The sequence below is a fragment of the Pseudomonadota bacterium genome (assembly GCA_034189865.1).
In the GTDB taxonomy this organism is placed as follows: Bacteria; Pseudomonadota; Gammaproteobacteria; order UBA5335; family UBA5335; genus JAXHTV01.
In genome coordinates, this window is record JAXHTV010000042.1 from 1 (window position 1) to 16,881 (window position 16,881).

The 16,881-nt window shown below is 56.7% G+C and carries 17 protein-coding genes and 1 riboswitch; of the genes, 7 read left to right on the forward strand and 10 right to left on the reverse strand.

The annotated features are described in order from the left end of the window. On the reverse strand, nucleotides 1–400 hold a 400-nt coding region (locus SVU69_12835), incomplete at its 3' end, for an MBL fold metallo-hydrolase (protein ID MDY6943882.1). Nucleotides 401–492: 92 nt separating this feature from the next. On the opposite strand from SVU69_12835, the gene SVU69_12840 reads away from it, so the two are divergent. Then, a complete protein-coding gene (locus tag SVU69_12840; protein MDY6943883.1) occupies nucleotides 493–945 on the forward strand; it encodes a CBS domain-containing protein in 453 nt (150 codons plus the stop codon). 62 nt (nucleotides 946–1,007) lie between these two features. Then, nucleotides 1,008–2,216: an MFS transporter gene (locus SVU69_12845; GenBank protein ID MDY6943884.1), complete on the forward strand. Its 1,209-nt coding sequence runs from the start codon at nucleotides 1,008–1,010 to the stop codon at nucleotides 2,214–2,216. Here SVU69_12845 and tadA read toward each other — a convergent pair. Beyond that, a complete protein-coding gene (gene tadA, locus SVU69_12850; protein MDY6943885.1) occupies nucleotides 2,213–2,692 on the reverse strand; it encodes a tRNA adenosine(34) deaminase TadA in 480 nt (159 codons plus the stop codon). The genes SVU69_12845 and tadA overlap by 4 nt on opposite strands. Nucleotides 2,693–3,452: 760 nt before the next feature. Then, nucleotides 3,453–3,950: a DNA-binding response regulator gene (locus SVU69_12855; protein ID MDY6943886.1), complete on the reverse strand. Its 498-nt coding sequence runs from the start codon at nucleotides 3,948–3,950 to the stop codon at nucleotides 3,453–3,455. 145 nt (nucleotides 3,951–4,095) lie between these two features. Here SVU69_12855 and SVU69_12860 point away from each other — a divergent pair, with 145 nt between their 5' ends. Beyond that, a complete protein-coding gene (locus SVU69_12860) occupies nucleotides 4,096–4,722 on the forward strand; it encodes a cytochrome b/b6 domain-containing protein (protein MDY6943887.1) in 627 nt (208 codons plus the stop codon). 205 nt (nucleotides 4,723–4,927) lie between these two features. Here SVU69_12860 and SVU69_12865 read toward each other — a convergent pair whose 3' ends face one another. The 3 genes from SVU69_12865 to SVU69_12875 form a co-directional block, all read right to left on the reverse strand. Further along, nucleotides 4,928–5,182 (reverse strand): hypothetical protein, encoded by a 255-nt coding sequence (locus SVU69_12865; GenBank protein ID MDY6943888.1) that lies wholly within the window; start codon nucleotides 5,180–5,182, stop codon nucleotides 4,928–4,930. Nucleotides 5,183–5,489: 307 nt separating this feature from the next. Beyond that, the gene (locus tag SVU69_12870) at nucleotides 5,490–6,074 is read right to left on the reverse strand and encodes a DUF1287 domain-containing protein (protein ID MDY6943889.1); all 585 of its coding nucleotides are present in this window, start codon (nucleotides 6,072–6,074) and stop codon (nucleotides 5,490–5,492) included. A gap of 349 nt (nucleotides 6,075–6,423) precedes the next feature. Next, nucleotides 6,424–7,521, reverse strand: a complete 1,098-nt coding sequence (locus SVU69_12875) for a class I SAM-dependent methyltransferase (GenBank protein ID MDY6943890.1) — start codon at nucleotides 7,519–7,521, stop codon at nucleotides 6,424–6,426. A gap of 122 nt (nucleotides 7,522–7,643) precedes the next feature. Between SVU69_12875 and SVU69_12880 the strand changes: the two genes are divergently transcribed. After that, a complete protein-coding gene (locus tag SVU69_12880) occupies nucleotides 7,644–8,663 on the forward strand; it encodes a helix-turn-helix domain-containing protein (GenBank protein ID MDY6943891.1) in 1,020 nt (339 codons plus the stop codon). Between the two features lie 337 nt (nucleotides 8,664–9,000). Here the strand turns inward: SVU69_12880 and SVU69_12885 are convergent, their stop codons facing one another. Continuing rightward, nucleotides 9,001–9,891 (reverse strand): LysR family transcriptional regulator, encoded by an 891-nt coding sequence (locus SVU69_12885; GenBank protein ID MDY6943892.1) that lies wholly within the window; start codon nucleotides 9,889–9,891, stop codon nucleotides 9,001–9,003. Between the two features lie 143 nt (nucleotides 9,892–10,034). On the opposite strand from SVU69_12885, the gene SVU69_12890 reads away from it, so the two are divergent. The 3 genes from SVU69_12890 to SVU69_12900 all read left to right on the forward strand — a co-directional run bounded on the left by SVU69_12890 (nucleotide 10,035) and on the right by SVU69_12900 (nucleotide 12,046). Then, nucleotides 10,035–10,382, forward strand: coding sequence for a hypothetical protein (locus SVU69_12890; protein MDY6943893.1), 348 nt, complete (start codon nucleotides 10,035–10,037; stop codon nucleotides 10,380–10,382). A 186-nt stretch (nucleotides 10,383–10,568) separates the two neighbouring features. Continuing rightward, the gene (locus SVU69_12895; GenBank protein MDY6943894.1) at nucleotides 10,569–11,006 is read left to right on the forward strand and encodes a DoxX family protein; all 438 of its coding nucleotides are present in this window, start codon (nucleotides 10,569–10,571) and stop codon (nucleotides 11,004–11,006) included. Between the two features lie 80 nt (nucleotides 11,007–11,086). Next, nucleotides 11,087–12,046 carry a glutathione S-transferase family protein gene (locus SVU69_12900; GenBank protein ID MDY6943895.1) on the forward strand — a complete coding sequence of 320 codons (960 nt, stop codon included), beginning with the start codon at nucleotides 11,087–11,089 and terminating at the stop codon, nucleotides 12,044–12,046. Nucleotides 12,047–12,094: 48 nt separating this feature from the next. On the opposite strand, the gene SVU69_12905 is transcribed toward SVU69_12900, so the two are convergent. From SVU69_12905 to SVU69_12915, 3 genes are all read right to left on the reverse strand, one after another. Further along, nucleotides 12,095–13,261, reverse strand: coding sequence for a ribonucleotide-diphosphate reductase subunit beta (locus SVU69_12905; GenBank protein ID MDY6943896.1), 1,167 nt, complete (start codon nucleotides 13,259–13,261; stop codon nucleotides 12,095–12,097). Nucleotides 13,262–13,284: 23 nt separating this feature from the next. Further along, the gene (locus SVU69_12910) at nucleotides 13,285–16,137 is read right to left on the reverse strand and encodes a ribonucleoside-diphosphate reductase subunit alpha (protein MDY6943897.1); all 2,853 of its coding nucleotides are present in this window, start codon (nucleotides 16,135–16,137) and stop codon (nucleotides 13,285–13,287) included. Nucleotides 16,138–16,254: 117 nt separating this feature from the next. Next, nucleotides 16,255–16,479, reverse strand: a riboswitch (cobalamin riboswitch). An 88-nt stretch (nucleotides 16,480–16,567) separates the two neighbouring features. Continuing rightward, on the reverse strand, nucleotides 16,568–16,881 hold a 314-nt coding region (locus SVU69_12915), incomplete at its 5' end, for a 5-methyltetrahydropteroyltriglutamate--homocysteine S-methyltransferase (protein MDY6943898.1).

The following is a 16,881-nucleotide window of genomic DNA, read 5'->3' on the forward strand; positions in this document are numbered from 1 at the left end:
GAAAGCGGTTTTGACAACGAAACAGCACCCGACGGGCGGAGGCGCTTGAAAGCATTTCGATGGCTTCCACCTCCATCGCCTCGGCGTAGTTGGCCACCAGATTCCAACTGTACGCGGCCAGTTTGTGGCCGATAGCGTCCACCAATCCTTCCGGCCCGTACACCCGCAAACGCTTGGGGCGGCCCAGGTTGAGCCGCAGCAACCAATCGAAATCGGCGAAATGATCCATGTGCCGGTGAGACACAAACACATCGCTCACACGCAGCAGTTTGCGGGTGGGAATGGCGCGCAGATCTCCCGCATCAAACAACAGAGCCCGGCGGGCAAAGACAAAATCCAGCAGCAAGACGGGATCGGCAAAAGGATCGTTCGCAAGCAATGGCTGAAAAGAGGGTTTCATGATCTTCGCTTCTTGATCTAGCTCAGGATAATCCAAAAGACCATCACCGATGATGAGAACTCAAAAGCCGGAATTGATGCGGGAGGCGAATCATGTCCATCGGCGAATACTGCAACCGGGAAGTCATCGTAACGGACCAACATACCAGCGTTCCGGACGCCGCGTGCCTCATGCGCGACTCTCACGTCGGCGATCTGATTGTCGTTGAACAAGCCGGTGAGGAGCATCTACCCATCGGCATCTTAACCGACCGCGACTTGGTGGTTGAAGTACTGGCCCAACGGGTCGCGCCTGACACTTTGCTGGTCGAAGACGTCATGACCCCCAATCCCGCCACCGCGCGGGAGAACGAAGATATGCTCGAGGCTCTGAGCCGTATGCGACGCCTGGGTGTCAGGCGCATGCCGGTGGTGAACGAGCGCGGCGGCTTGGTGGGCATTCTCACCGCGGATGACGTGCTGGAGCTGCTCAACGAAGGCCTGACCGATTTGGTCAACTTGGTCAATCGCGAGATTGGCCACGAGCGAGCGCGCCGCCAAATTTAGCCAAACGTTGATCGAGCAGCGGTAGCGGATCATCCATCAGTCGCGGCGCGGAAAGCGCACTCGTGCTCAAAGGCACTCGCCGGAAACACGCCATCCCCACCGGGGTGTGGGCCTTAGGCTTGGTGAGCCTGTTTATGGACATCTCCTCGGAGTTGATCCATGCCCTGCTTCCGATTTTTCTGGTAACGGTCATCGGCGCTTCCACCATCACGGTGGGATTGATCGAAGGGATGGCAGAAGCCACCGCGGCCATCATCAAGATATTCTCCGGTACCCTCAGCGACTATCTCAGAAAGCGCAAGATCCTGGCCGTTTTGGGCTACGGCATGGCAGCGGTGACCAAACCGCTTTTTCCATTGGCTGACTCCGCCGCCACTGTATTCACCGCCCGGTTTCTGGATCGCGTGGGCAAAGGGATCCGGGGCGCGCCGCGGGATGCGCTGGTCAGTGATCTGACACCATCGCGAGTCCGCGGCGCCGCCTACGGCTTGAGGCAATCGCTGGATACCATCGGCGCGGCCGCCGGTCCGCTACTGGCCATGGCACTCATGATCTGGCTGTCGGACGACATCCGGGCGGTTTTTTGGGTCGCGGTCATTCCCGCCTCCATCTCAGTGCTCATTTTGCTGGTCTGGGTTCACGAGCCACCCACGCCGCTCACCACAGAACGCGCCCAACCACCCTTTCGCGCCGGGGACATTCTTCGACTGCCGCGTGAATTTTGGGCCGTCGTGGCCGTGGGATTGGCGCTCACCCTGGCACGTTTTAGCGAGGCATTCCTGTTGCTACGCGCCGCCGATGTGGGCCTAGCGCTGCGCTGGGTACCCTTGGTAATGGTGATCATGAACCTGGCCTACGCCGTGTCGTCCTATCCGGCCGGGGTTTTGTCGGATCGTTGGCCCCGCCGGCACATCCTCGCCGGGGGGCTGGTTTGCCTCCTGGGTGCGGACCTGTTGTTAGCGGCGGGAGGCATAGCGGGTCTGATGGGCGGCGTACTGCTGTGGGGTCTACACATGGGTGCCACCCAAGGACTACTCGCCGCCCTGGTGGCCGATACGTCGCCCCCAACGCTGCGCGGATCCGCCTTCGGCGTTTTCAACATGGTCGCGGGGCTGGCGCTGCTGGCCGCCAGCAGCATTGCGGGGGTGCTCTGGCATGTGGTGGGTCCGCCAGCAACATTCAATGCCGGCGCCGGTTTTACGGTTCTGGCGCTGATTGCCCTGGCTCTGCTCAGGGGAGGCTCAAAACCAGCATCCAGCCGGGGTGCCTAGCGGCGCTTCTTAAAAAACGCCCGTAACAAATCGGCGCACTCCTCGTGCAAAACACCGCCGGTGGCCGATGCTTGGTGATTGAGCGCGTTGTCTTCCAACAACCGGTAAACGCTATGCACCGCCCCGGTCTTGGGATCGGCGGCGCCATAAACGACACGCGCCACCCGAGCGTGGAGTAAAGCGCCCACACACATCAGACATGGCTCCAGCGTGACGTAAAGACAGCTACCGGGCAGGCGGTAATTGCCCAAGCGTTGGCCGGCGGCGCGCAAGGCCAACACCTCCGCGTGCGCGGTAGGGTCATGTTGCGAAATGGGCTGGTTCCAGCCTTCGCCAATCACCGCGTCATCCGCCACCAGCACTGCACCCACCGGCACCTCACCCGCCAACTCTGCCCGTTGGGCCAACGCCAGCGCACGTCGCATATAGGCTTCGTCCTGTGCCGATGACCGATCGGCCGGAGATTCACCCTTCATATACTGCCGCCCCCATGGCCACTCCAACTGGATTGCAAATTTTCATATTTTACCATTTCAACCAAAAGCGTCAGAGTCATTGATTCTGAGGCTTTAGGAAATCAAAGTTGTGTGATCCTCTTCAATTTCGACCGATTTTACGAATAGCTTGCCAAAAACGGTTGTATTTATCCGGCTGCGGCCAGCCCATCATCCAACAGGGCAACCATCCGGCGGACTGCTTTTGGACGAATCCGACTACGAAACTTATTTTCGCTGAACGATGCTTCCGGCGAATACCATTGCGCTATCCAAGCATTCGTGTGAATGACCACCCACCTCCACCGACTGGCCACGCCAGAGGACGACCCCTATTTGCTCACCGTGCACCGCTAGATTGAACTCAACCCGGTACGGGCAGGTAGGGTGCCCCCTGCGTCGGAAGACCCTGGGTCCAGCTATCAGCGCAACGCCTTGGGTAAAGAGAATTGACTGATCAAACCCAAAGCCGATACCAAAAAACAAGCCCCATCCCCGACAAGCAGTTAAGGGTTGATCGTTCAGTGTTTCGGGGCAGGATACCGGAGTGGGAGTTGTCCGCCTTCCGCTAGGCGACGAACAAAGCGTCGGGACTGAGAGACCATTGCTTTAAACAGAAAACAGCAAAAAAGACAGGCCGACGGGAGTTACCCTTCGGTCGCAGAGGAGGCAGACAGTCGGCCAAGTACCGCAGGGCTAAAAATCAATCACTCTGGCTCCATGGCTTCACCAGAAACCCTTCTTATAAAAAATCCTCGATAAACCAGGCGGCAAAAGCATGCCTACCGCTCAGATTTGCTTTTTTATAGACAGCTGAGGCTTGTTGGCGGATGGTTTTCTCCGCTGTACCGCGTAGTGATGCAATCTCCTTCAGACTAAACCCTTTCAGCAACAGCATGCCCACTTCCTTTTCGCTCTCACTTAACTGCCACGCATCAAACTGGGTGGCAATCACTTCTCCCAGCCTTCGCTTTGCTTCCAATACTTCTTGTGGTTGCTGCAACTCTTTGATGGATTCCAGTTCTGCATTCAAGGCTTGAATCACATACCGGTTTCTACGCAAGCGCCATACAATCCACAAAAGCGCGCCGGCAGCGAGAAACAGAATGGTTGCCTCTTGAACAAGATGAAGCGAAGCCGCCCCATGAGATAGATCAGCTATCAAATCAGCGCCGCTGGCAATCACAACAAAAAGCAGAAAGATCATGGCAAAATGATCTTGACTTAGGCGAAAAGGCACTTGAAATCCCTCCCGTTTCAATAATCTATGCTTAAGGCATATGTCCCAAACGCGCCAATTATGGCATTCGCCCGATGCCAAAAGTCATTCTTTACCTCATTGTTACGGAACATCTGATTACCCAGCCAACAGGAAGGGCCTTGGTATGAACCGAGAAATCACCGTATGGGACAAATTTATCCGTCTATTTCACTGGTCTTTGGTCGTTCTTGTGATCACCAGCTACTTTTCCGGGGAGGAAGAGCATTGGATTCACCCCTATTCGGGCTACGCCATTGTAAGCCTTCTTTTTTTGCGGATTGTATGGGGCTTCGTTGGCAGCCAACATGCGAAATTCAGTGATTTTATTTATTCTCCGAAAACCATTCTCACTTATACGGTCAGCGTTCTGAAAGGCCAACCGAAGCGCTATCTTGGCCATAACCCCTTGGGCGGCCTCATGGTGCTAGCCCTGTTATTAACACTACTCACCGTCACCTTTAGCGGTATGAAGCTGTATGCAGTGGAAGAAGGGAAAGGGCCTCTTGCTCAGAACATCGGCACCCCTCTGGTGACGCAAGCCTATGCCGATGAAGACGAAGATGATGAGTATGAAGATGACGAAAAAGATGAGGACGAAGAACCGGAAGAGTTCTGGGAAGAAGTACACGAGGCCTCCGTCAGCTTCCTGCTACTGTTGATCGCCCTGCATATCACTGGAGTTATCTTTGCCAGCGTGCAACACGAAGAGTCGCTGATCAAAGCAATGATCACTGGAAAAAAGCGACAGTGATACGTAGCACATTCACCCACTGTAAACAGTGACAACCGACCAAGCGCTTGGTCGGAAGCCCTCATGAATAGAGGGAAAAAAGCACCAAATATAGTGATAATGATTTTTTATTCTTATTATCGACGATTTGTTCAAAATAGGTCGGGCTACTCGTGCAAACCAGTCGGCGGGACAAATGAAATTATTCTGCTTTTTGTTGTCACAATTATCGTTTTTTCCGCCATCGGTCATTGACTTGCGGCGCTGACTCTCGGGCAACCAAACCGCATCGCAGCGGTCGACCGACGCGATGTAGGCAAAAACCGCTGACCTGGTGATTGGCGGTCGAATAGTGCCAAGTGCCGGTGAGTTCGATGTTTTCGGCATCCACCGGCAGCGGCACGGGCTCTATATCCGCGCTCTGGGCATGGGCCGCGCCGGAAATGGCCAAGGCCGCAATCGCCGCAAGGTCAGTTCTCATCGCTGTCATCCCTGAGTCTGTGGAATCATTAAAGAACTTTATCCTGCCCCGGTCACCCCGCCGATGACACTGGTCAAACCGCGGCGCGGGACAGCCATCCGGTCTCGACGTCCGCGGCAACATCCGCTAGAAAGCGTCGGTGACAAACGGAGCGTGCGATATGGCCGAAGAATTGATCAACTCCTTCATGACCGGGCCCGATGAAAAGGGTCGGTTCGTCAAGCCCGCTCTACTTTGCCGAGCGGCTTAACGATCGCCTTGGCGGCGCCCACAAGATCAACAACCCACTGGGCCAGGCCCAGTCCGCTCACTCAGGCAGATACCGATAATGGCCGGTGATCCGATAGCTGAACAGTACGTCATCGAGTGTTGGCCCGGCGCCGATATTGTGGACGATCAACGGATGGCCGCTAGTGAGACTGGTTCTGTCGGTAACGATACCGATGTGGGGCAGGTTGCCCGGCAGCATCCAGGTCACCAGATCGCCCGGTTCATAGCTGCCGGGCTGACGGGTGATGGCAAGCACCTCGCCGTGCCGGCTAAAGAAGGTTTGCAGATTAGGCACCCGGCGATGATCGATATTGCGGTCGGCACGGGTCAGGCCCCACATTCGGCGTGATGGATAGGAATCGAAATGGGCCCCAATATCCTCGTGCACGCGTTTTTGCAGGTCGATACCCAGTTGGCGATAGGCGCGAATGACGACATCGGTGCACACGCCGATGTCGCCTGGAACATCCCCGTTGGGATAATCGATCACCACATAACGACCGTCGTACCGTACCGTGTGATTCGTCCGGTCAATGGCAGCCTCGACCAGCTTTGAGGCCAAGGTGTCACCGTACGATGTACTGGCGCCAGTGAGCATTATTAACAGGATCAGGGGACGCATGGTCGCAATACCGAAAACGTTCGATCAATCCCTGTTTTTAACCCAGACGAACGCCAGTTGCCGAGCATTTTTTTCAGCAAGCGCGACACGGTGCAGCTTTGGAACCCGGTGCGGATGTCATCCTCTCAAGCCAAACCGACAGCCGAGCGCTACCCTTGCCTGGTGTCGTGGGCAACGTCCTTGTGCTTCACGCCGGGGCCTTCGCTCATCCCTATCCTGTGGGACCGACGCTCACCGGCCTGGTCGATCAATTCCACTAGGGTCTCGCCGACTTTAACCGTGCCAGCTCGAACATTGATTTTTCCTGAGGCCGTCGCTGGTGTGGGACGAATGGGGCCGGCTTGCGATGTCATGGCCGCAATACCCAGTAATCATTCTGTATGTCATGCGGCAACTGGTGTACTTCGATACTCCTGAAACCTGCCCGGGTGAAGTAGTCGCGGGCGCGTTCCCGCCCCCACATGGTGCCCAGCCCTTCGCCATCTTGTGCCAGGGATACGCTCATGCAATGCATGATCGAGACGGTATAGAGCAGTGTCCCCAGGGGATGCTCACGGTCATGATGGTGGTGGCTTGACGCGTGGATATCCTGCGCCAGATACACGCCATCAGACTTGAGGGTGCGCCGTATGCCTTGCAGCAGATTCAGCGGTTTTGCCTGGTCATGGATGGCATCGAAGGTTGTCACGCAATCGAATTTCTCGGTATCTGCGGTTACGTCGAAGTCCGACAGATCTCTGATTTCGAACGCGATATTTTTTAACCCGCGCTCACTGGCGCGCTCGCGCGCCCAGGCAATGGCCTCTTGCGATAAGTCGTAGCCTTTAAAGTGACTGGCAGGAAACCGCTCGGCCATTTTCATCAGCGCCATGCCGCGACCACAACCCAGATCGAGCACGTGGATACCGGATTCCAGGCGTTCCGTCAGCTCGGGCGCCAACGGAAGAATGGCGTCGAACAATGCAGGCAGCACCGTCTGGCCACTGTCTTCCGCCATGACTTCGTGAAAGCGGCGATACTTGTCGTAGGGCACGCCCTTGCCGTGATGAAAACTGTCGAGAACATCATCCTCAACTTGGCCCAGTAACGGAACATACTGAGCAAACACGGCCAGATTCGCGTCGCCGCTATCGGTGAGCAGCGAGGCGTGCTCGGGGGGTAATCGGTAGGTCATGGTATTGGCGTCATGATCCACAATACCTGAGACCGTCAGGCCACCGAGCCATTCGCGCACGTAGCGCTCGTTCAGTTTGCTGCGACGGGTGAGTTCGCTACAGGTCATGGGTTTGCCGTCGGCCATGTGATTGAAGAGCCCGGTCCGGTGGCCGAGAGAAACCAGCTGGAGCATCCCTCCTTCATTTAACGCCTGCATAAAACGGTTCTCGAATGCGGCCTGGCGGTTGTCATCGAATGCCGGGCTGGATGGGTTTAGTTGTGCGGTCGTCATGATGTTCTCCAGTATCGTGAGATTCGTGGGTCTGGGTCTCGCCGGCCCAAGTTGCGGGTAGTATCCAATCTGGCGCCCCGCTACACTCAAGCGGAAAAAGACGAAATCCGGTCATTTTTGCCATGCACCATCGAAAACCCCGTATCGCACTGTTGGTTATTCCCGAAGTTGCTGCCTCGACCCTGTACGGCATGTTCGATGTTTTCGCTTCTGCTGGGCGTGACTGGGCGGGTCTGGTGGAGGGTAGAGAAGGCGAATCGGTGCTCGATCCGCGGGTGGTGTCGCTCAGAGGACCGGGCCCGTTGGAGATCGCTAACGGCGTTCAGATCATGCCAGACGAGGACGACGGGACGACTCCGGATGTGGTGTGCGTACCCGAAGTTGCGGTGGCGCCAGGTGCAGCGTTGACGGAATCCCACCAAGTAGAGATTGCCTGGCTACGCCGCTGCTATGAGGCCGGTGCGATTGTCGCCACGGCGTGTTCCGGGGCCATGCTGCTTGCAGAGACCGGGCTGTTAGAGGGTACTGAGGCAACCACCCACTGGGCCTATTGCGACGCCCTGGCGAGTTACCCGGGGGTGCAGGTCTTTCCGAATCGTGCGCTGGTGGTCAGCGGTGAGGGTGGGCGCCTCATCATGGCCGGGGGCGGCACGTCGTGGGAGGATCTGGCGCTGTATCTGGTGGCAAGGTTGGTCGGTGTGGATGAGGCCATGCACATCGCCAAGCTGTTCCTGATCGACTGGCATGATGTGGGGCAGCTACCGTATGCGGCATTGGCACGCAACCGCCAGGTGGACGATGCGGTTGTTGCACGCTGTCAGAGCTGGATCGCAGAGCACTATGAAGAGCCTTCACCGGTCGCCACCATGATTCAGTTCAGCGGTTTGAGTGAACGCACGTTCAGTCGCCGGTTCAAACAAGCAACCGGAATGGCACCCATCGAGTATGTGCACACACTGCGTCTTGAAGAAGCCAAACAGCTGTTGGAAAGCAGCGATGAGCCCGTCGAAGCAGTCGCGCAAGAAGTCGGATACGAAGACGCCGCCTTTTTCGGGCGCTTGTTCCGCCGTAAAGTTGGCGTGACGCCCACTCAGTACCGTAAACGCTTTCGGGGGCTGCGCCAGGCGTTGGGTGCTACATGAACTTCGATGGCAAAACGTCTAAGTGGTACGCCACCCCGCATCATTGTCTCCTCCTTGACCACATTGAAACCCTGGCGTTCGCAGACATGTTCAAAAATTGCTGCTAATCGCCATAAAGGTTGGCCAAAAAACGCTGCCACACATCAACCGGAACTTTACTATCCCCATCCTGGTAGTTCGGAATACCTGCGCATCCATGATGCGAATCTCAGCACGTACGAATGACTCTCAAGTCTCCAGTCATCCACAGGGGCACCGTCCTTAACCAATTAATTCGGTGCCACGTCACAGAGCGTCCAGTCGGGATGGAAACTTTCCAGACGCTGCACAATGAGCATCATTCAAGATCTGATAATTTCTCTTCAAGAAAATTAACGAGTGCACGAACTTTGGGTGCGACGTGTTTGCGCGTTGGGTAGACCGCATAGATACCCAATTCAATTGAACGGTACTCGGGAAGTATTTCCACCAGTCTGCCAGCTTCCAGATCGTCCCCGATCAAAAACGTTGGATGTAGAATGATCCCCTGATGTGCCAGTGCAACCGCCCGGCATGTGTCACCGTTGTTCGTCGTCATCCATGGGTCAACCTTGACGCTGACCGGACCCTCAGGACCGTCAAACTCCCAGGTATCGCCACCCAACCAATAGCTGTATCCAATGATTTGATGCGCACCCAGCGCGCTTGGATCCGAGGGTTGGCCATACATTTCCAGATACTGGGGTGAGGCACAAAGAACAACCCGTGTACTGGCCAGTCGCTTGCTGATGAGGGATGAATCAGGCAGCGCGGCAATGCGGATGGCCAAGTCATATCCTTCCTCAACCACATCCACAACGCGATCAAAGAGTTCGACATCGAGCCGCACCTGAGGGTACAGATCGTGGAATACCCCCCAGAGGGGCGCGAGAGTCTGGACGCCAAAGGACACCGGCACATTCACTCGCAGGAGTCCACGTGCTGCACCACTGCGCGAGCTGACCTCAGATTCCGCCTCTTCAAGACCAGAAAGTAATTCACGGCAGCGGGTGTGGAACACGGCCCCCTCTTCCGTGAGTGATAGCCGCCGCGTGGTTCGATGCAGCAGTCGCACGCCGAGCCTAGCCTCCATATCTGCCACATGACGAGACACCGCTGGTTTTGACATGTGCAGAAGTTCTGCGGCTTTGACAAAGCTACCCGCATCCACCACGGCACAAAAAGTCTGCATTTCCTGAAATCGATCCATTGTTCCGAATTTCGGTATAGTTTATTTCTTAATTGATTATTTATCTCGTTTTTCTGAATAAGTAAAGTATTACTCGTACTCGGGACACGCCGAGTCCACCGGAGGACGACTTTTTGGACACTGTTAGAACCAGGAAATCCGCCCTGAAAATTACTGCCATCGGAGCCGGAAATATGGGTTCGGCCTTCGTTACACAACGGTCCCTTGCGGGCCACCAGGTCACTGTCGCCGCCCGCGATATCGCCAAAGCCGTAGCTGGCGTAGATGTCGTCAAGGCCTTCAACACCATCTTCCCCCAAGTTCTGGCCAAGGGCGGCGATTTCGGTGACGGCCGCAGGGCGACCCTATTCATCGCCGGAGACAGCGAGCAGGGCAAGGACAAGGTTCATACCGTGGCCGAAAGCATGGGATTTTCAACGATGGACGCCGGCGGACTGAGAAATGCGCGTTATCTGGAGCCGCCGGCCGGCCTGAATCCCTATCTCGAATAGAGCGCAGGCCTTGGCACACACATCGCGCCAACCTGGATGCAGGACGCCTAGACAGACAGATAGGTGTATTGATCAACGTATGTCACTGACTGGCAACCACTCCAAGCCGGTGGTCTTGCCTTCATTCACATGGATCAGACTCCGGCTGAAACCAAGTAACTACTGTGAAACTTTAGAGGTGAAACTATGAAAACGTTAGTGAAAAAAGTTATGGCAACCGAAACCAGTTTGAGCCAATCGGCTCTGCGTATCCCGGTCGGCATCATCTTTGTCGCGCACGGCGCACAAAAACTGTTCGGTTGGTTTGGTGGGTATGGTCTGGAAGGTACGGGTCAATGGATGGCCTCGATTAGCCTTAACCCCGGCTATCTTATGGCATTACTCGCCGGCAGCGCCGAGTTTTTTGGCGGCCTAGCCCTGATCCTGGGTCTGCTGGTTCGCCCCGCAGCGGCAGTACTCGCCTTTACGATGATCGTCGCCATCCTTGCCGTGCATATCGGTAACGGGTTGTTCATGAGCAATAACGGCTACGAATTTGGTCTGGCCTTACTGGCTGCATCGGTTGCTCTTGTCATCAGCGGTGCTGGCCGGGGTTCACTCGATGCCATGTTAGCCAAAGACTGAGTTTATATGCATCAGTTCGACCAAGCCGGGATGCTTTGTCCCGGCTTAACTTGAGAAAGAATATTGTTAGGAGATTCAAAATGTTAATTAATGGCCAATGGGCGAAAGATTTTCACCCCGTACAGGGAACCGACGATGAAGGCGGATTTGTTCGTGAGCAATCCCAATTTCGCAACTGGATCACGATTGATGGTAGCCCGGGACCTACCGGTGAAGGTGGGTTCGTCGCTGAACCCGGCCGCTACCACCTATATGTTGCGCTGATTTGCCCCTGGGCCTCGCGCACATTAATGACTCGCAAACTCAAGGGCCTGGAAGAGGCTATTTCGGTTACTGTGCTGGCCCCCCGCCCGACTGAGAAGGTCTGGCGCTTTGGAGACGATAAAAGTGTCATTCCCGGAATCCAGTCAGATCCGCTGTACGGCGCTGAATATCTTTACCAGATTTACCTGCGCGCCAAATCCGATTACACCGGTCAGATCACCGTCCCGGTGCTTTGGGACAAGCATCAAGAAACGATCGTCAACAACGAATCATCCGAGATCATCCGTATGCTCAATGACGGATTTGGCAGCCTGGCGCGGGAAAGCATCGATCTCTACCCGATGGACCTGCGTTCGCAAATCGACGAGGTCAATGATCGTCTTTACGAGCATTTCAACAACGGCGTCTATCGTGCCGGTTTTGCGACAACCCAGATAGCCTATGAGCGAGCCGTTCAAGAGGTGTTTGATAGTCTGGACTGGATTAGTCGGCGACTCGACAATCAAGACTACCTGGTTGGCGACCGTCTTACCGAGGCGGATGTTCGAGCATTTGTCACCTTGATCCGCTTCGATCTCGCATATCACGGGCTTTTCAAGACCAATCTTCGCCAGCTGCGCGACTATGGGAATATCACTGCATACCTAAAGCGTATCTATGAGCTGCCGGGCATTGCGGAAACAGTCTCGCCAGAGCACATTGCAACGGGATACTACTCTATTCGGGCACTGAATCCTTCCGGTATCGTCCCGGTCGGCCCCAAGGAATTGTGGTAATACCGGCCGCTCGTTTGGCGGAAGCATTGACATGAAGAACGATTCTGATTATTCCCAACTCAACGTCGAGCCCGTTTGGTACTCGGTGACGCGAGTCTCAAAGAAGTTCTTTTCCTTGCGGATATTCGATTGCTCGTCGAGCCAGGGCAGCGCGCAGTTTGCGCCGGGAAAAGGCTCACTGGTACCTAGCTGGCGCGCACGGCGGTTGGCGATGTAGCGGAACTGGGCAACATGGTCATCCGCACAATAGCCAAGGATCGGTTCACGGAGTATGTAACGGGCGTAGGCCGCCTCACTTGCCTCGGCCTCGTCCCACATCTCGCGCAGGGCCTGATCCTCCAGCGTCAGGTGGTTTTCTTCCAAAATCTGGCGCACGGTGCGGATACCGAAGCCGGCGTGCATGACCTCGTCGCGCATGATGTATTGCAACTGTTCCGCCGTACCCTTCATCAGGCCGCGCCGCTGCAGGGCGAAGATCGGGCTGAAACCGTTATAGAACCAGCAACCTTCGAACACCGCTGCGAAGAAGACGTAGGCCATGACGAAGTTTTCGAGTTCGTCCGGGTCACGCAAATCGATGTCCGGCCGTAGGATGGATTCCAGCCGCCGGTTGGCGATGCGAATCTTGCCATGGATCGCCGGCACTACCCGGTAGCGGTTGTAGATTTCGCCCTGGTCCATGCCAATGGATTCGATGCAGTGCTGGTAGGTCCAGGTATGCAGCGCCTCTTCGTAGACCTGTCGCGCCTGATAAATTTGTAATTCAGGCGCGCTCATCTTTTCCATCACCGCCAGCCCGATGTTGCGCATGGCAAGAATGTCAGAGGTCGTCAGATAGGCCAGCACGTTTTCGTAGACGTGACGTTCCACCGGCGTCAGCCGATGATGATAGTCCTGGATATCCTGCGCCATGTTGATATCCAACGGCGTCCAGTGGTTCTTGTTGGCGTTGAGGAAGTACTTCCAAGCCCAAGGATACTTGAACGGCGCCAGTTGATTGATATCCGTCTGACCGTTGATGACGCGCTTGTCCTCGGCACGCACCGGCGCAGCAGCCACCATCGCGTCTTCCCCATGCATCGCCGCTGGGTTCAGGTTGTCGAGGGTGACCTGTATCACGGCTGGGTGTGACTCGGTGGATGGCCGGGCGGAGAGGCCATCGTTACGGTCGGCACAGGGTTCCTGTGTGCCCAGCGGATCATCCCAATTCAACATGGGTGATTTCTCCTGGTTAGTGATCATTGGCAGGCTTCGCATTCAGGAGCCAGGATGGAGCAGACCTTGACGGGCGCGCTATCCATATCGGACTCGGCGGCGTTATCCACGTTGGTGGACAGCTTCTCCACGTGGGTAGCACCCAGGGTGCGCAAGTAATAGGTGGTCTTCAGGCCGCGCACCCAGGCCAACTTGTATAAGACATCGAGTTTCTTCCCGCTGGATTCGGCCAGGTACAGGTTGAGCGACTGCGCCTGGTCGATCCATTTCTGCCGCCGGCTTGCCGCCTCGATGAGCCAGCGCGTATCCATCTCGAACGCGCAGGCGTACTTCCGCTTCAACTCCGGCGGCACCCGATCGATGGCGGCCACTGAGCCGTCGTAGTACTTGAGGTCGTGCACCATCACCGCATCCCACAGGCCCTGCGCCTTGAGGTCGCGCACCAGATGCGGGTTGACCACCGTGAACTCACCGGAGAGGTTGGATTTGACGAACAGGTTCTGGTAGGTCGGCTCGATGGACTGGGAGACCCCCACGATATTGGATATGGTCGCGGTCGGCGCGATGGCCAGACAGTTGGAGTTGCGCATGCCTTTGCGCTTCACCCGCTCTCGCAGAGCGTCCCAGTCCAGTGTTACCGATTCGTCCACCTCGACAAAACCGCCGCGCTCCCGGCGAACCATTGCCATCGAGTCGATGGGCAGGATGCCTTGGCTCCACAACGAACCCTTGTAGCTGGCATAGCAGCCACGCTCTTCGGCAAGATCGGACGAGGCACGAATCGCGTAGTACGACAGCGCCTCCATCGAACGGTCCGCGAATTCCACCGCCTCTTCCGAGGCATAGGCAATATCCAGTTGGTACAACGCATCCTGAAAGCCCATCAAGCCCAGGCCCACGGGTCGATGGCGCAGATTCGAATGACGCGCCTGCGGCACACTGTAGTAGTTGTAGTCGATGACGTTGTCGAGCATTCGCATTGCGGTGGTAACGGTCCGCGCCAGCTTGTCGGTATCCAGTCCGTTTTCGTCAACGTGCGCCGCCAGATTCACCGAGCCCAAGTTGCATACCGCAATCTCCTTGTCGTTGGTATGCAGGGTAATTTCAGTGCACAAGTTGGAGCTGTGGACCACGCCCAGATGCTGGTTGGTATAACGCAGGTTGCAGGGATCCTTGAAAGTGATCCAGGGATGACCGGTTTCGAACAACTGGGTCAACAGCTTGCGCCACAAGGCTATCGCGGGAAGACGTTTCCAAACCTTGATCTCGCCCCGGTCGGCTCGGGCCTCACAGGCTTCATAGGCTTCGCGAAAGGCGCGGCCGGTCAGCTCGTGCAGCTCTGGCGTCTCGTCCGGTGAGAACAAGGTCCACTGTGCCTCTTCCGCGACGCGTTGCATAAACAGATCGGGCACCCAGGTGGCGGTGTTCATATCGTGGGTACGGCGACGTTCGTCGCCGGTGTTCTTGCGCAGGTCGAGAAATTCTTCGAAGTCGATGTGCCAGGTTTCGAGATAAGCGCACACCGCACCCTTGCGTTTGCCACCCTGGTTGACGGCCACGGCGGTGTCGTTGGCCACTTTCAGGAAGGGAACGACGCCCTGGGAGGCACCGTTGGTGCCCTTGATATGCGCACCGAGCCCGCGCACCCGCGTCCAGTCGTTTCCCAGACCGCCAGCAAACTTGGACAACAAGGCATTGTCGCGGATCGCACTGTAGATTCCGTCGAGGTCATCGGGCACGGTGGTCAGATAACAGGACGACAACTGCGGGCGCAACGTGCCGCTGTTGAACAGGGTCGGCGTGGAACTCATGAAATCGAACGAGGACAACAGATCGTAGAACTCGATGGCGCGTTCCTCACGGTCGATTTCATGGATGGCCAACCCCATGGCGACGCGCATGAAAAAGGTCTGCGGCAGTTCCAGACGCTGCTTATCGCGGTGCAGGAAATAACGATCGTACAGCGTTTGCAGGCCCAGGTAGGTCAACTGCAGGTCGCGCGCCGGCTTGAGTGCTCTGCCGAGCCGCTGCAGATCGAAACGGCCCAGTTCCGGGTCTAGCAACTGGTATTCAATGGCCTGGCGGACGCCATCGGCGAAGACATCGGGGTAAAGGGCGTCCCATTCGGCGCCGGCTTCGTGAACCAGATCCAGCGTGGTCAGCACTTCCATGCGCAGTGACTGCAACAGCAGCCGCGCAGCAACGAAGCTGTAGTTCGGCTCCTGATCGATCAGCACCCTCGCGCTCAGCACCAGTGCGCCGGCGACATCCCTTGCAGCGATGCCATCATGCAGGTTGCGCCGAGCCTCACTCAGTACGGCATCCGGGCTGACGTCATCAAGACCCCGACAGGCCGCGATCACCTGGGCACTGAGCCACGCAGAGTCCAATGGGCTCCTGCTGCCGTCCGCCTGGGTGACCATCAAGTCACCTTGTACTTTAGCCGCGGTATTCTGTTTCGACTCGGCATCACGCAGGCGTGCATGCTCCTCGCGGTACAGCACATAGGCACGCGCGATCTTCTGATGACCGCTGCGCATCAGTGCCAGTTCCACCTGATCCTGGATATCCTCGATGTGCACGCTGCCGCCGTCCGGCAGACGCCGGAACAGCGCGGAACCAACTTCATCGGTCAGCTGCGCGACGGTTTCATGGATGCGACTCGAGTTGGCGGCCTTGCCGCCTTCTACGGCAAGGAAAGCCTTGGTCATAGCAACTTGGATCTTGGACGCGTCGAAGGGTGTCAGTTTGCCGTTGCGGCGAATCACCTGATATCGGCCAGCGGCTTCAGACGGTTCGGTCAGCAGATTGTTGTTCGGGGAAAAGGATGTAGACGCCGGCTTGGCCGGTTCGATGCTGGTTGCTTCAAAATGCATGGGACCTCCAGTGGTGCTGTTGTCATGGAGGCCTGCGGAGAATCAAGGGACGGAGCATAGGTCCATCAAAGGACACGCTCCACCCTGTGACCTTGACGCGAGGCCCGGGTTATGGACATCGCAAGATGCCCTTCCGGCAGGTATTCGGACTTGGGGGCACGAAGTGTCCACTGGAAAATCTGGACGCTTCACCTTGGATCACGGCTTCCCATCCTGACGGACAGTGCCTGCGTGTGACCTTCGTTCCCCGATACCGCTGCGCGACAGTCCCGGATTCAAACCGGGTTCCCTGTTGTCACAACCACTACATATTGTGGCTGCGCCGGATATTAAACCCAAGATAAGCGACGCCCCGGTTCGCGTCAATAGGGCCGGTCACCCGGACAAACGCCCACCACGAACCGGGGGCCGGCAAATGCTAGACAACGTATCAGCCGGCCTGGGCGCGCAGAGTTTTCGCAGCGGCAACCATATTGCTCAAAGCCGGGATCACTTCTTCCCAATGCCGTGTTTTCAGACCGCAGTCCGGGTTCACCCACAGACGCTCAGCCGGGATGCGCTCGGCTGCCTTATTCATCAGGGCGATGATCTGCTCCTGAGCGGGGATGTTCGGGGAGTGAATATCGTACACACCGGGGCCGATTTCGTTCGGGTATTCAAATTCCTCGAACACGTCCAACAGCTCCATATCGGAACGTGAGGTTTCAATGGTGATGACATCCGCATCCATATGGGCAATGGCTT

What these genes read in the sequence shown, in the direction of transcription:
- SVU69_12840 (MDY6943883.1), top strand. Translation starts at nt 493, where the DNA reads ATGTCCATCGGCGAATACTGCAACCGGGAAGTCATCGTAACGGACCAA.
- tadA (MDY6943885.1), bottom strand. Translation starts at nt 2,692, where the DNA reads ATGAAGGGTGAATCTCCGGCCGATCGGTCATCGGCACAGGACGAAGCC.
- SVU69_12860 (MDY6943887.1), top strand. Translation starts at nt 4,096, where the DNA reads ATGAACCGAGAAATCACCGTATGGGACAAATTTATCCGTCTATTTCAC.
- SVU69_12865 (MDY6943888.1), bottom strand. Translation starts at nt 5,182, where the DNA reads ATGAGAACTGACCTTGCGGCGATTGCGGCCTTGGCCATTTCCGGCGCG.
- SVU69_12870 (MDY6943889.1), bottom strand. Translation starts at nt 6,074, where the DNA reads ATGCGTCCCCTGATCCTGTTAATAATGCTCACTGGCGCCAGTACATCG.
- SVU69_12875 (MDY6943890.1), bottom strand. Translation starts at nt 7,521, where the DNA reads ATGACGACCGCACAACTAAACCCATCCAGCCCGGCATTCGATGACAAC.
- SVU69_12880 (MDY6943891.1), top strand. Translation starts at nt 7,644, where the DNA reads ATGCACCATCGAAAACCCCGTATCGCACTGTTGGTTATTCCCGAAGTT.
- SVU69_12885 (MDY6943892.1), bottom strand. Translation starts at nt 9,891, where the DNA reads ATGGATCGATTTCAGGAAATGCAGACTTTTTGTGCCGTGGTGGATGCG.
- SVU69_12895 (MDY6943894.1), top strand. Translation starts at nt 10,569, where the DNA reads ATGAAAACGTTAGTGAAAAAAGTTATGGCAACCGAAACCAGTTTGAGC.
- SVU69_12900 (MDY6943895.1), top strand. Translation starts at nt 11,087, where the DNA reads ATGTTAATTAATGGCCAATGGGCGAAAGATTTTCACCCCGTACAGGGA.
- SVU69_12905 (MDY6943896.1), bottom strand. Translation starts at nt 13,261, where the DNA reads ATGTTGAATTGGGATGATCCGCTGGGCACACAGGAACCCTGTGCCGAC.
- SVU69_12910 (MDY6943897.1), bottom strand. Translation starts at nt 16,137, where the DNA reads ATGCATTTTGAAGCAACCAGCATCGAACCGGCCAAGCCGGCGTCTACA.